The 12,364-nt window shown below is 70.9% G+C and carries 12 protein-coding genes; 4 read left to right on the top strand and 8 right to left on the bottom strand.

The window, feature by feature from the left end:
* Window positions 1–101 precede the first annotated feature (101 nt).
* Window positions 102–1,109: a LacI family transcriptional regulator gene (locus tag OG900_32700; protein ID WUH94432.1), complete on the top strand. Its 1,008-nt coding sequence runs from the start codon at window positions 102–104 to the stop codon at window positions 1,107–1,109.
* Between the two features lie 393 nt (window positions 1,110–1,502).
* Here the strand turns inward: OG900_32700 and prcA are convergent, their stop codons facing one another.
* From prcA to arc, 5 genes are all read right to left on the bottom strand, one after another.
* Window positions 1,503–2,246 (bottom strand): proteasome subunit alpha, encoded by a 744-nt coding sequence (prcA, locus tag OG900_32695; protein ID WUH94431.1) that lies wholly within the window; start codon window positions 2,244–2,246, stop codon window positions 1,503–1,505.
* Window positions 2,247–2,311: 65 nt separating this feature from the next.
* Window positions 2,312–3,157 (bottom strand): proteasome subunit beta, encoded by an 846-nt coding sequence (gene prcB, locus OG900_32690; GenBank protein WUH94430.1) that lies wholly within the window; start codon window positions 3,155–3,157, stop codon window positions 2,312–2,314.
* A gap of 107 nt (window positions 3,158–3,264) precedes the next feature.
* Complete coding sequence (locus tag OG900_32685; protein ID WUH94429.1) at window positions 3,265–3,483, bottom strand: ubiquitin-like protein Pup; 219 nt, start codon at window positions 3,481–3,483, stop codon at window positions 3,265–3,267.
* A gap of 122 nt (window positions 3,484–3,605) precedes the next feature.
* Window positions 3,606–5,117, bottom strand: coding sequence for a depupylase/deamidase Dop (gene dop, locus OG900_32680; GenBank protein ID WUH94428.1), 1,512 nt, complete (start codon window positions 5,115–5,117; stop codon window positions 3,606–3,608).
* 93 nt (window positions 5,118–5,210) lie between these two features.
* Window positions 5,211–6,977, bottom strand: coding sequence for a proteasome ATPase (gene arc / locus OG900_32675; protein ID WUH94427.1), 1,767 nt, complete (start codon window positions 6,975–6,977; stop codon window positions 5,211–5,213).
* Window positions 6,978–7,218: 241 nt separating this feature from the next.
* On the opposite strand from arc, the gene OG900_32670 reads away from it, so the two are divergent.
* Window positions 7,219–7,509 (top strand): ferredoxin, encoded by a 291-nt coding sequence (locus tag OG900_32670; protein ID WUH94426.1) that lies wholly within the window; start codon window positions 7,219–7,221, stop codon window positions 7,507–7,509.
* Window positions 7,510–7,573: 64 nt separating this feature from the next.
* On the opposite strand, the gene OG900_32665 is transcribed toward OG900_32670, so the two are convergent.
* The 3 genes from OG900_32665 to OG900_32655 all read right to left on the bottom strand — a co-directional run bounded on the left by OG900_32665 (window position 7,574) and on the right by OG900_32655 (window position 10,575).
* Window positions 7,574–8,173, bottom strand: coding sequence for a hypothetical protein (locus tag OG900_32665; protein WUH94425.1), 600 nt, complete (start codon window positions 8,171–8,173; stop codon window positions 7,574–7,576).
* A gap of 184 nt (window positions 8,174–8,357) precedes the next feature.
* Window positions 8,358–9,269 (bottom strand): tRNA (adenine-N1)-methyltransferase, encoded by a 912-nt coding sequence (locus OG900_32660; GenBank protein ID WUH94424.1) that lies wholly within the window; start codon window positions 9,267–9,269, stop codon window positions 8,358–8,360.
* Window positions 9,270–9,354: 85 nt separating this feature from the next.
* Entirely contained in the window at window positions 9,355–10,575 is a 1,221-nt protein-coding gene (locus OG900_32655) for a site-2 protease family protein (GenBank protein WUH94423.1), read from the bottom strand.
* Window positions 10,576–10,700: 125 nt separating this feature from the next.
* Here OG900_32655 and OG900_32650 point away from each other — a divergent pair, with 125 nt between their 5' ends.
* Window positions 10,701–11,573, top strand: a complete 873-nt coding sequence (locus OG900_32650; GenBank protein WUH94422.1) for a PD-(D/E)XK nuclease family protein — start codon at window positions 10,701–10,703, stop codon at window positions 11,571–11,573.
* Between the two features lie 19 nt (window positions 11,574–11,592).
* The gene (locus tag OG900_32645) at window positions 11,593–12,264 is read left to right on the top strand and encodes a response regulator transcription factor (protein WUH94421.1); all 672 of its coding nucleotides are present in this window, start codon (window positions 11,593–11,595) and stop codon (window positions 12,262–12,264) included.
* Window positions 12,265–12,364: the final 100 nt, after the last annotated feature.

Below are 12,364 nucleotides of genomic sequence, written 5' to 3'. Positions count from 1 at the left end.
GGCCCCGAGGGGCCGACGCCGATACGGCGCCCGGTCCGCATGCCCGGCCCGGCCCCGGGGAGGGCGGGCCCCAAGGGCACGACGCGGGTGCGCGGGCCGGGGTGGTCGGGCGGCCCACTTCGCGGGATGTGGCGCGGGCGGCCGGGGTGTCGCAGGCGACGGTGTCGCTCGTGCTCGGGGACAAGTGGCGGGGGCGGGTCTCGGAGCGGACCGCGCGGGCGGTACGGGCCGCCGCCGGGGACCTCGGCTACCGCCCCAACCTGGCCGCGCGCAGCCTGCGGCTCGGCGCGACCAGGACGGCGCTGCTCGTGGTCCCCGCGCTCACCCACGAATACTTCGCCCGGGTCTACGCCGGCGCCGCCGAAGTGGCCGACGCGCACGGCTTCGGGGTCGTGCTCTACCCCTCCCCCGCCGGCATCGGCCCGGCCCGCGACCCCTTCGGCTCGGCCCGGACCGCGATCGACGGCGTCATCGCCTCGTCCATGGCCGCGGACGCGCTCGCCGCCATCGGCGACGGCGGGCTGCCGCTGGTGATGCTCGACAGCGACCCCGGTGTGCCGGGCGGCCCGCCCACCGTCAACCTCGCCGTCGCGGACGGCATGCGCCAGGTCACCAGGCACCTGCTGGGCCTCGGCCACCGGCGTGTCGCCCATATCGCGGCCGACGTGGACACCTGGACCTTCCGGGTCCGCACGGAGGCAGTCACCGCCGAACTGGCCGCGGCCGGTCTGCCGCCGGCCCCGCGCCGGCTCGCCGCGCTCGACGTGGCCGCTGCCAGGGACGCGGCCGTACGCGCCCTGAGCGCGCCCGGACCCCGGCCGACGGCGCTGCTGTGCGACGACGACATCCTCGCGGCCGGTGCGTGCAAGGGCGCCAGGGCGCTGGGGCTGCGGATTCCGGAGGACGTGTCCGTCTCCGGCTTCGACGATCTCGCGCTGGCCGCGGCGCTCGATCCGGAGCTGACGACGGTTCGGCTGCCCGCGGAGTCCATCGGGCGTCATGGGATGACGGCCCTGCTGGCCCTCCTCGCGGGCAGGCCCGCCCCGCCGGTCGAACTCCCCCTCACCCTCCTGCCCCGCGCCTCGACGGCGTCGGCCCCGCGCGGTTGAGGCTCCTGCCCCTTGCGGCGCGGTGCCTGCCCGCGGGTACGTCATGGCTTGTCGCGCAGTTCCCCGCGCCCCCAGGTGATTGCCACTTGCTGTGGCGTTGCCTTCTTTCCCGCCTCTTCCGCGGGGCGCGCAGTTCCCCGCGCCCCTGAAAAACGCGTGCCCTCCGCCCAGAGAGCAAGCCCACAGCCAGGGGCAAACGCTCGGCGTAGGAGGACGCAAGCCCATAGGGGCGCGGGGAACTGCGCGCTCAGCCCCCCACCGGGCCGCACGCAAGCAGCGCACCGCAAGGGGCAATCACCCAGGGGCGCGGGGAACTGCGCGACCAGCCCCCCGCCGGGGGAAGGTCCCAGGTCGGGGACCACCCGGCAGGACCGGGGGCACCCGGGGGACGGATCACTCCTCGTCGGACGGGTCGTCCGTCGTGGTCGTGGCGGCGCTCTCCGCCTCAAGGAGACGGGTGAGCTGACGCCCGAGAATGCGCTTGAACTTCCGCGCCTGCGGCCTCGTGCGGTCCAGGACCGCGACCTCCAACTGCTCGGCCGTCAGCTGCCGGTCACTGCCGTTGGTGTCGCGGCTGAGGGACTCCACCGCCAGCGCCAGCGCTTCCGCCAGCGTCATGCCGTCCCGGTGGCGCTGGTCGAGGTAGCTGCCGATCTGGTCGGAATTGCCGCCGACGGCGACCGCGCCGTGCTCGTCGACGATGGAGCCGTCGTGGGGCAGCCGGTAGATCTGGTCGTCCTCGGGGGCGGCGCCCACCTCCGCGACGATCAGCTCCACCTCGTACGGCTTCTCGCCGACGCTGGAGAAGATCGTGCCCAGCGTCTGCGCGTAGACGTTGGCGAGGCCGCGGGCCGTCACGTCGTCCCGGTCGTAGGTGTATCCGCGGAGGTCGGCGTAGCGCACCCCGCCGATCCGCAGGTTCTCGAACTCGTTGTACTTGCCGACCGCCGCGAAGGCGATCCGGTCGTAGATCTCGCTGACCTTGTGCAGCGCGCGGGACGGGTTCTCGGCGACGAAGACGATGCCGTCGGTGTACTGGAGCACGACGACGCTGCGGCCACGCGCGATGCCCTTGCGGGCGTATTCGGCGCGGTCCGCCATGGCCTGCTGGGGTGAGACATAAAAGGGCGTGGACACCGGCTAACCGTGCCTTTCTGCAGTCGGCGCTGGGACAGTGCGGAGGGGGGTCGGCTGACCTGGGGTCACAGCACCTGGGCCTGCGGGCCGTCGGGACGCTCGAGGCGGGCGTCGATCACCTCGCGGGCGAGCGCGGCGACCTCGGAGTCGGGCACCCGGCGGAAGCCGTCCTCGGTCATCACGGTGATGAGCGGGTAGACCCGCCTGGCGATGTCGGGGCCGCCGGTGGCCGAGTCCTCGTCCGCGGCGTCGTAGAGGGCCTGGATCACCGCGGTGGACAGCTGGCGCTCCGTCAGGTCCTGGCGGTAGAGCTTCTTGAGGGCGCCGCGCGCGTAGACCGAGCCCGAGCCGGTGGCGGCGAAGCCGGTCTCCTCGCTGCGGCCGCCGGTGACGTCGTAGGAGAAGATCCGGCCCTTGCCGCGGTCGGTGTCGTAGCCGGCGAAGATCGGCACGACGGCGAGGCCCTGCAGGGCCATGCTCAGATTGCCCCTGATCATCGTGGACAGCCGGTTGGCCTTGCCCTCCAGGGACAGGGTGGCGCCTTCGATCTTCTCGTAGTGCTCCAGCTCCAGCTGGAAGAGCTTGACCATCTCGACGGCCAGGCCGGCGGTGCCGGCGATGCCGACCGCCGAGTACTCGTCGGCGGGGAAGACCTTTTCCATGTCGCGCTGGGCGATGACATTGCCCATCGTGGCCCGCCGGTCGCCGGCGAGGATGACCCCGCCGTCGAAGACCGCGGACACGATCGTGGTGCCGTGCGGCAGCTCGATCGCCCCCTTGAGCGCCGGCAGCGTCCGATTGCCCGGCAGCAGCTCGGGCGAGTGCGCCCCGAGGAAGTCGAGGAAGGACGACGAGCCGGGCGTCAGGAAGGCGGCCGGCAGACGCCCGGTGCTGCGAGAGTTGGCTTCCACGCGATTCCTTCCACACGATCTTGAGGTCGGTACGGACCCTACCCGCCGGTCCGGAAATCCATCCGCCCCACGGCCCGGATAACGGCCGCGGGGCGGGGTGGGAGCGCCTACTGGCCGCCCTTCTGGACAAATGAGCGCACGAAGTCCTCAGCGTTCTCCTCGAGCACGTCGTCGATCTCGTCGAGGACGGAGTCCACGTCGTCCGAGAGCTTCTCGTGGCGTTCCTTGAGGTCTTCGGCGGACTGGGCGTCCTCCTGGACCTCCTCGACCTCCTCCGTGGAACGCGTCGCCTTCTGCTGTCCGCCGTCGGTGTCCTTGGTTGCCATGTCCCTCACCCCGCTCGGTTGCGTGTCCTACAAGATCAGACCCTACAAGGAGGGTCCGTCCCCGGCTCTCGAATACGTCAACGTCCGAGTGCTACCCGGTTGATTCCCGGTTCTGGCCCGTTTCAGCCGCCGGACAGGATGCGAACCAGGTCTTCGGCGGTACGGCAGCGGTCGAGGAGCTCCTTGACGTGCTTGCGGGTGCCGCGGAGGGGTTCCAGCGTGGGCACCCGTTGCAGTGAGTCACGACCCGGCAGATCGAAGATGACCGAGTCCCAGGAGGCGGCGGCGACGTCGTCCGCGTACTGTTCCAGACAGCGGCCGCGGAAGTAGGCCCTGGTGTCCTCAGGGGGCTTGGTCGCGGCCCTGACGGTCTCCTGCTCGTCCAGCAGCCGCTTGATGCGGCCGCGGGCCACCAGCCGGTTGTAGAGGCCCTTGTCGGGGCGCACATCGGCGTACTGCAGGTCGACCAGCTGCAGGCGGGCCGCGTCCCAGCCCAGGTTGTCGCGGCGCCGGTAGCCTTCCAGGACCTCCAGCTTGGCGACCCAGTCCAGCTCGCCCGCCAGGCTCATCGGATTGCTCTCCAGCCGGTTGAGCACGTCCTCCCAGCGGGCCAGTACGTCCTTGGTCTGCGGGTCGGCGTCGGAGCCGTAGCGCTCCTCGGTGTACTTGCGGGCCAGCTCGTAGTACTCCATCTGGAGCTGGACGGCGGTCAGCGTGCGACCGTTGCGCAGTGTGACGAGACGTTGCAGGCCGGGGTCGTGGGAGACGTCGTGCAGGGTGCGGACCGGCTGGTCCACGGCCAGGTCCACCTTGATGAAGCCGTCCTCGATCATGGACAGCACCAGGGCGGTGGTGCCGAGCTTGAGGTAGGTGGAGATTTCCGAGAGGTTCGCGTCGCCGATGATCACATGCAGCCGGCGGTATTTCTCGGCGTCGGAGTGGGGTTCGTCGCGGGTGTTGATGATGGGGCGCTTGAGGGTGGTCTCCAGGCCGACCTCGACCTCGAAGTAGTCCGCGCGCTGGCTGAGCTGGAAGCCGTGCTCGTGGCCGTCCTGGCCGATGCCGACCCGGCCCGCGCCGGTCACCACCTGCCGGGAGACGAAGAACGGCGTGAGGTGCCTGACGATGTCGGAGAACGGCGTCTCGCGCTTCATCAGGTAGTTCTCGTGGGTGCCGTAGGAGGCGCCCTTGTTGTCGGTGTTGTTCTTGTACAGGTGGATCGGCTGCGCCCCGGGCAGCTGGGCGGCCCGCACCGCGGCCTCGGCCATGATGCGCTCGCCGGCCTTGTCCCACAGCACCGCGTCGCGCGGGTTGGTGATCTCGGGCGACGAGTACTCGGGGTGGGCGTGGTCCACGTAGAGCCGGGCGCCGTTGGTGAGGATGACATTGGCCAGGCCGATGTCCTCGTCGGTCAGCTGGGTGGAGTCCGCGGCGTCCCGTGCGAGATCGAAGCCGCGGGCGTCCCGCAGCGGGTTCTCCTCCTCGAAGTCCCAGCGGGCGCGGCGCGCCCGGTGCATCGCCGCCGCGTAGGCGTTGACGATCTGGGACGAGGTGAGCATGGCATTGGCGTTCGGGTGGCCGGGGACGGAGATCCCGTACTCCGTCTCGATGCCCATTACTCGCCGTACGGTCATGCGGCCCTCCTTGCCCGGCTCCGGCCCGTGCGGGCCGGAAAACACACCGGCTGCGGGTACCCGCTGTCGGGACCCGCAGCCGGAGGGTAGTGCTTACAGATACTGTCCGGTGTTCGCCACGGTGTCGATGGAGCGTCCCGTGTCGGCGCCCTGCTTTCCGGTCACCAGGGTGCGGATGAAGACGATCCGCTCGCCCTTCTTCCCGGAGATGCGGGCCCAGTCGTCGGGGTTGGTGGTGTTGGGCAGGTCCTCGTTCTCCTTGAACTCGTCGACACAGGCCGCGAGCAGGTGGGAGACGCGCAGTCCGCGCTGTTCGTGGTCCAGGAAGTCCTTGATCGCCATCTTCTTGGCCCGGTCCACGATGTTCTGGATCATCGCGCCGGAGTTGAAGTCCTTGAAGTACAGGACCTCCTTGTCACCGTTGGCGTAGGTGACCTCCAGGAAGCGGTTCTCCTCGGTCTCGGAGTACATCCTCTCGACCACGGACTGGATCATGGCGTCCACGGTGGCCGCCTTCGACCCGCCGTGCTCGGAGAGGTCCTCGCCGTGCAGCGGGAGGGTGTCGACCAGGTACTTCGAGAAGATGTCCTTGGCCGCCTCGGCGTCCGGACGCTCGATCTTGATCTTCACGTCCAGCCGGCCGGGGCGCAGGATCGCCGGGTCGATCATGTCCTCGCGGTTGGAGGCGCCGATCACGATGACGTTCTCCAGGCCCTCGACACCGTCGATCTCGGCGAGCAACTGCGGGACGATGGTGTTCTCCACGTCCGAGCTGACGCCGCTGCCGCGGGTGCGGAAGAGCGATTCCATTTCGTCGAAGAAGACGATGACCGGGGTGCCCTCGCTCGCCTTCTCCCTGGCGCGCTGGAAGACCAGGCGGATCTGCCGCTCGGTCTCGCCGACGTACTTGTTCAGCAGCTCCGGGCCCTTGATGTTCAGGAAGTAGCTCTTGCCCTGCGGCTGCCCGGTGACCTCGGCGACCTTCTTGGCCAGCGAGTTGGCGACCGCCTTGGCGATGAGCGTCTTGCCGCATCCGGGCGGGCCGTAGAGCAGGACGCCCTTGGGCGGGCGCAGTTCGTACTCCTTGAAAAGGTCGGCGTGCAGGTAGGGCAGCTCCACCGCGTCGCGGATCTGCTCGATCTGGTTGCCGAGGCCGCCGATCTGGCGGTAGTCGATGTCGGGCACCTCTTCGAGGACGAGCTCTTCGACCTCGCTCTTGGGCACCCGTTCGTAGACGTATCCGGAGCGGGGTTCGAGCAGCAGGGCGTCGCCGGTGCGCAGGGTGCCGTCGAGCAGCGGTTCGGCGAGCCGGACCACCCGCTCCTCGTCGGTGTGCCCGATCACCAGGGCGCGCTCGCCGTCCTCCAGGACCTCCTTGAGGGTGACGATGTCGCCGACCCGCTCGAATTCCATCGCTTCGACCACGTTGAGCGCTTCGTTGAGCATCAGCTCCTGTCCGCGCCTGAGGTCGTCGAGGTCGACCGACGGGCTCACATTCACCCGGAGCTTGCGCCCGCCGGTGAAGATGTCCGCCGTGCCGTCGTCGTTGGCCTGCAGGAAAACGCCGAAGCCCGCCGGTGGCTGCGCGAGCCGGTCGACCTCCTCCTTGAGGGCCACGATCTGGTCGCGGGCCTCGCGAAGGGTGCTCGCCAGCCGTTCGTTCTGCGAAGACACGCCGGACAGATTGGTCTGCAGCTCGACGATCCGCTCTTCGAGAATCCTCGTGTGACGCGGAGAGTCGGCGAGCTTGCGTCGCAGGACGGCGATCTCCTGCTCAAGAAAGGCGACCTGGCTCATGGGGTCTTCCGAACCACGAGCGGGTCGGCCGCCACGGTTGATGTCGTCGTCGTGGGCCGCCACGGTCCTCACCTCCTCCAAGGGGAGCTGGACGTTTCCAGACCCTACCTGGGCCGGTGGGGGTTGAAACCCCTAGATCACAAAGACGATCGCGGTGTGTCCGATCTTCACCCTTGCGTACGTCCCTCCGCCACTGAGATACCCACCGAGCACGCCCGGAAAGCCGCCGGTTGTATCGTCGATTCGGTCAACAGCCGGACAGGGCGGTTGCTTCCCGAACGACCAACGGCAGGGATGAGTTTCCGTGAGCAACGAGACGGCCGAAGCACTCGAGGTCTGGATCGACCAGGACCTGTGCACCGGCGACGGGATCTGTGTGCAGTACGCGCCGGAGGTCTTCGAGCTGGACATCGACGGCCTCGCCTATGTGAAGGGTGACGACGACGAGCTGCGGCAGGCCGCTGGTGCCACCGTACCCGTCCCGGTGGCTTTGCTGCGGGATGTGGTGGATTCGGCCAAGGAGTGCCCCGGCGACTGCATCCATGTGCGGCGGGCGGCGGACCGCGTCGAGGTCTACGGGCCCGACGCGGAATGAGCCCGCGGCGGGTGCGGTGCGAAGGCGCGGCCGCGGGTGTCGTGAGGGAGCCGGGCGGCGGCGCTCAGACGCTGGTGCCCGCGGGTCCGGGGAGGGCCACGTAGCGGCCGTCCCGCCACTCCCAGGAGTAGTCGCGGCGCAGGTCGGGGCAGCACTGCGGGACGCTGTCCGAGGAGAAGCCGAGCACGGTGGCCTTGACGGTGCGGCCCTCCAGGCGGAAACCGCTGATCTGCCGGTTGTCCTCCGGCTTGACCAGGGTGACGGCGATCCGCGGCGGGCCGCCCGCGGCCGTGGGCGCGGACAGGACGTAGACGCCGCTGGGCGGGGTGCCGGTGTCGGTGTGGCAGCGCACCACCACGGCGGTCTCGGGGCGGCCGTCGCCGTCCAGGTCGCCGGAGACCTTGCCGACCACATCGGTCTTCACGCCGTCCCCGCAGTTCAGCGGGTAGGTCGCGGCGGCCGGGTCGGGGGGTGCGACCGGTGCGGCGTGGGTGCTGCCCGCGGCCGGGGCGCGGCCCGCGGCGGCCGGCTTGCCGGGCGAGGCGTCGGCGGGCTGGACCAGGGCCACCGCGGCGACCACGGCGCCGAGGGCGGCGGCCGTACTGATCCAGTGGACGCCGCGGGTGCGGGTGTGCGGAAACTCCTGGCCTGCGGACGGCTGCACTCGCCTGTCTCCTGGGGTCGTTCTGCGGGATTGGCCAGCATCGTGCCACACGTCACATCGGGCCGTCTCGGCGGGGGCCGCCGAGCCGCGGCCGGGCCGTGAAAAAGCCGCCGCCGGCTGTCCGGAACGGACAAACCGGCGGCGGCTTGGCGAAGTTGGCCGAAAACCACCCGCTCCGGCGGACTCAGCGGTCGGTGCCGGCGCCGCCGCTCGCGCTGCCCGGTCCGGTGTAGTCCTCGCCGTAGGCGCCCTTGGCGGGCCGGCGGCGGCGCAGCGGGGGCTCCACTCCGTCGGCGAGCCGGCGGGCGGTGAGCAGGAAGCCGGTGTGTCCGATCATCCGGTGGTCGGGGCGGACGGCGAGGCCCTCGACGTGCCAGGTGCGGACCATGGTCTCCCAGGCGGCCGGCTCGTTGAAGCTGCCGTGCTCCCTGATCGCCTCGACGGTACGTGCCAGCTGCGTCGTGGTGGCCACGTAGGCGCACAGGATGCCGCCGGGCACCAGGGCCTTGGAGACGGGCTCCAGGCACTCCCAGGGCGCCAGCATGTCCAGGATCACGCGGTCCACGTCGGTGTCGGACAGGTGGTCCTGGAGGTCGCCGACGGTGAGCTGCCAGGCGGGGTGCGGGCCGCCGAAGTAGCGCTCGACGTTCTGGGTGGCGATCTCGGCGAAGTCCGCGCGGCGCTCGTAGCTGTGCAGCATCCCGTGGTCGCCGATCGCCCGCAGCAGGAAGCTGCTCAGCGATCCGGAGCCGACGCCGGCCTCGACCACGCGGGCGCCGGCGAAGATGTCGGCCATCGCCAGGATCTGCCCCGCGTCCTTGGGGTAGACCACGGCGGCCCCGCGGGGCATGGACAGGACGTAGTCGGGGAGCAGCGGGCGCAGCGCGAGATAGGCGACGTTTCCCGTGGTTCGGACCACGCTGCCCTCGGGAGCACCGATCAGCTCGTCGTGCGGGAAGGCACCCTTGTGGGTGTGGAACTGCTTCCCGGCTTCGAGCGTGAAGGTGTAGTGGCGTCCCTTGGGGTCGGTGAGCTGGACCTGGTCCCCGACTTTGAAGGGCCCGCGTCGGCGGGCGGCACCGGTCGGTTCGGACATGGGGATCACCTTATCGGGCTTTTCCGCCGCCCCTGACCGGCGAGTCCGCCGCCGGAGGGCCTGGCGGGCGCCCGGCGCGGGCCGCTCAGGAAGGGCGCGACATGGCGGCCAGGAAGGCCTTCTCGACGTCGGAGGTGGCCAGCACGCCGAAAATCTCACCGGTCGGCTCGACCACCAGGTATTCGGTGGAGGGAGTGGCCCGCAGGGTGTCGAGCAGGGCTTCGCCTGCCAGTTCCGCGGAGACCCGCATACCCGGGGTGAGGTCCTGGGCGAGGCCGCTGACCGCGACCCAGGGGCGGCGGTGCTCGGGGATGGTGACGATCGCGGACTCGCGGACGAGCGCCATGGGGGCGCCGCGGCCGTCGACCACGACCAGGGCCCTGGCGCCGGCCTCGTTGGCCTGGCGCAGCGCCTCGGACAGGGGGGTGTCGGAGGAGACCGGGACGGCCCTGCGGGTCAGGGTGCGGGCGCGCAGGTCGGGCAGCCGCTCGCGGAGCCTGGCCATCCGCAGGCTGTTGCCGGCGCCGGTCCAGATGATGGCGGCCAGGATCGCGGCGAGCAGCGCGTCGGTGAGCGAGTCGAAGCCGGAGCCGCCGCTGTCGCCGTCCCGGGCGTAGGAGAGCATCGGCAGCCCGATGAGCACCGCGAGGGCGAGCCCGCGGCCGACCCAGGCCGCGGCGACCGTGCCGGTCATGGCCTTGCCGCTGATCTTCCAGACCACGGCCCGCAGCATGCGGCCGCCGTCGAGCGGCAGGCCGGGCAGGAAGTTGAAGATCGCCACGATCAGGTTGCTGATCATCAGCCCGGCGAGCAGCACCCCGGGCACCGTCCCGGACTCGACCAGCTGCATGCCGCCGAAGAAGACGCCGGCGAGGACCAGCGAGAGCAGCGGCCCGACGAAGGCCAGCACGAACTCCCTGCCAGGGGTGTCGGACTCCTTCTCGATCTCCGAGACGCCGCCGAAGAACTGCAGCTGGATACGCCGTACGGGCAGCTTGAAGCGCAGCGCGGCCACGGTGTGCGCCAGCTCGTGGACCAGCACCGAGGCGTAGAAGGCCACCGCGAAGAACAGCGACACGAGGTAGCGGATCCCGCCGAGGTCGGGCAGCACGGTGTCGAGCTGGTCGCCGAAGACCCAGGTGATCAGGGCCGCGACCAGGAACCAGCTGGGAGCCACGTAGATGGGCACGCCGAAGAAGCGGCCCATCAGGATCCCGCCGCCGGGCCCTCGCGCGGAGGTGCCGGGGTCGCCGTTCTGGCCAGGGGCGTCGCTCTTCCGGGACGGCGGCCGACCGCTCTCGCTCACTGCTTCCCCTCGTTCGGAACCGACCTCGTACCGATCGCTCGGATCGAGGCCTCGCTGCCATGCTATTGCGCCGTTACGCCCGGCGGGCACCGGCTTGTCGGTGGCAGGCCGTAGGGTCGTGCCCCATGGGGACCAGCACCGAGAGCATTCCGCCGCGACCGCCGACGTCGCTGTCGCCGTCGCGCGCGGCCGACTTCATGCGCTGCCCGCTGCTCTACCGGCTGCGGGTGATCGACCGGCTGCCGGAGAAGCCGACCCAGGCGGCGACCCGCGGCACGGTCGTCCACGCCGTGCTGGAGCGGCTCTTCGACGCCCCGGCGGCGGACCGCACCGCCGAGCGGGCCAGGGACCTGGTGCCCGGCGAGTGGCAGCGGCTGCTGGCGGCCAGGCCCGAGCTCTCCGTGCTGTTCGACGCGGCGGAGCCGGCGGCGCTGGCCGGCTGGCTGGACAGCGCCCGCGCCCTGGTGGACCGCTGGTTCACCCTGGAGGACCCGACCCGGCTCGAACCGGCGGAGCGCGAGCTGTACGTGGAGACGGTGCTGGAGTCGGGGCTGACGCTGCGCGGCTATGTCGACCGGCTGGACGTCGCGCCGGCCACCGGCGACCTGCGGGTGGTGGACTACAAGACCGGCAAGGCCCCGCGCCCGGAGTACAAAGACGAGCCGATGTTCCAGATGTCGTTCTACGCGCTGGTGCTGTGGCGGCTGCGCGGGGTGGTGCCGCGGCGGCTGCAGCTGGTGTATCTGGGCAGCGGGGACGTGCTGACGTACGACCCGTCGGAGGCGGACCTGCTGCGTACCGAGCGCAAGCTGCTGGCGCTGTGGGAGGCGATCAGGGCGGCGACGGAGAGCGGCGACTGGCGGCCGCGCCGCACCCCGCTGTGCGGCTGGTGCGACCACCAGGCGTTCTGCCCGGAATTCGGCGGGACTCCGCCACCCTATCCGCTGGCGGCGACAGCCGGTGTCCTGCCCCTGGTGGGCGAGAATGGTCCGGTCTAGCGAAGACGGAGGAGTACCCGTGGCGATCCGCGTCCTGCTGGTGGACGATCAGCCCCTGCTGCGTACCGGTTTCCGGATGATCCTGGAGGCCGAGCCCGACCTGGCGGTGGTCGGTGAGGCCGGGGACGGCCAGCAGGCGCTGGACCAGGTGCGGGCGCTGCAGCCCGATGTGGTGCTGATGGACATCAGGATGCCCCGGATGGACGGGGTGGAGGCCACCCGGCAGATCACCGGGCCCGACCGGTCGGGGCCGGCGAAGGTGCTGGTGCTGACCACCTTCGACCTCGACGAGTACGTGATCGAGGCGCTGCGGGCCGGCGCCAGCGGCTTCCTGCTCAAGGACGCCCCGGCGGCCGAGCTGGTGCAGGCGATCAGGGTGGTGGCCGCGGGTGAGGCGATGCTCGCGCCGAGCATCACCCGGCGGCTGCTCGACAAGTACGCGGGCCGGCTGCCGTCCGGTGACGAGTCGGTGCCGCAGCCGCTGCACACCCTGACCGAGCGCGAGGTCGAGGTGCTCAGGCTGGTGGCCCGGGGGTTGTCCAACGCGGAGATCGCCGCCGAGCTGTTCGTCTCGGAGACCACCGTGAAGACCCATGTCGGGCATGTGCTGACCAAGTTGGGCCTGCGCGACCGGGTGCAGGCCGCGGTCTACGCCTACGAGAGCGGTCTGGTGCGCCCCGGCGCGAGCTGAGCCGCAAGCGTTCCCAGGCGCGAGCTGAGCGGCCGGAAAAGGCGGCGGGCCGCGGTCAGTTGTCCTGACCGCGGCCCGACTCCCGGGATTCCGGAGGGCG

The sequence above is a fragment of the Streptomyces sp. NBC_00433 genome (assembly GCA_036015235.1).
Classification (GTDB): Bacteria; Actinomycetota; Actinomycetes; order Streptomycetales; family Streptomycetaceae; genus Actinacidiphila.
This window is presented reverse-complemented; position numbering and strand designations above follow the sequence as displayed.

Coding starts and splice junctions, on each gene's coding strand:
- OG900_32650 (WUH94422.1), top strand. CDS start 10,701: ATGGGGACCAGCACCGAGAGCATTCCGCCGCGACCGCCGACGTCGCTG.
- OG900_32685 (WUH94429.1), bottom strand. CDS start 3,483: ATGGCAACCAAGGACACCGACGGCGGACAGCAGAAGGCGACGCGTTCC.
- OG900_32660 (WUH94424.1), bottom strand. CDS start 9,269: ATGTCCGAACCGACCGGTGCCGCCCGCCGACGCGGGCCCTTCAAAGTC.
- dop (WUH94428.1), bottom strand. CDS start 5,117: ATGACCGTACGGCGAGTAATGGGCATCGAGACGGAGTACGGGATCTCC.